Annotated in this window: 1 protein-coding gene; it reads left to right on the top strand. The window is 48.8% G+C overall.

Annotation, left to right across the window (positions count from 1 at the left end):
• A partial coding sequence (locus ACFRAK_RS29745) for a D-alanyl-D-alanine carboxypeptidase family protein (protein ID WP_394573300.1) occupies positions 1-742 on the top strand: 742 nt, incomplete at both ends.

Raw genomic sequence — 742 nt, 5'->3', positions numbered from 1 at the left:
GAATAAGCGCCAACGTTTGCAGCGTACGCTTGCATCGGTGATGCTGTTTAATATATTGTGTCTATCCACCCTGCCGGCGGCGGCAGCACCTTTATCGCTAGCTACAGCAGAGACTCCGGCAACGACTGAAGATGCCAAGAATCAAGGGACTGCAACGCCTGGTAAGGTAGACAAGGTTCCTTCTATCGAGAACCTCAACTTGCAGGTAGAATCCGCTGTTTTGCTTGAACCGTCTACTGGACAGGTTCTACTAGATATTAAATCCGATGAAGCTTTACCTCCTGCCAGTATGGCCAAGATGATGACGGAGTATCTCGTAGCCGAGCAAGTGAAGCAGGGCGAACTCTCATGGGATACTATGGTAACCGTAAGAGAGAATGCATCCAAGGCTGTTGGATCTAGAATTTTTCTTGCTGAAGGAGATCAACATACGGTTAGAGATCTTTACATAGCAATGGCCGTGGGTTCAGCGAATGATGCTTCCATAGCGCTTGCTGAGCATATCGCTGGCTCTGAAGCCGACTTCGTTATCATGATGAATGAGACAGCTAAGCGGATGGGCATGGAGACGGCTCATTTTATTAATTCGACCGGTCTTAGCCGCGCGGACATGCCAGAGAAATACCGCCCCACTGAGGATCGTGAAACCTTAATGTCGGCGATGGACGCAGCGATTCTGGCGATGAACATCGTAGAAGATCATCCAGACTTTGCTGATGTTACGGCTATGCAAGAGTATAAA

The sequence above is a fragment of the Peribacillus sp. NPDC056705 genome (genome assembly GCF_043656335.1).
The sequence above is the reverse complement of the archived record's forward strand: the minus strand, read 5'-3'. Positions and strand labels throughout refer to the sequence as shown.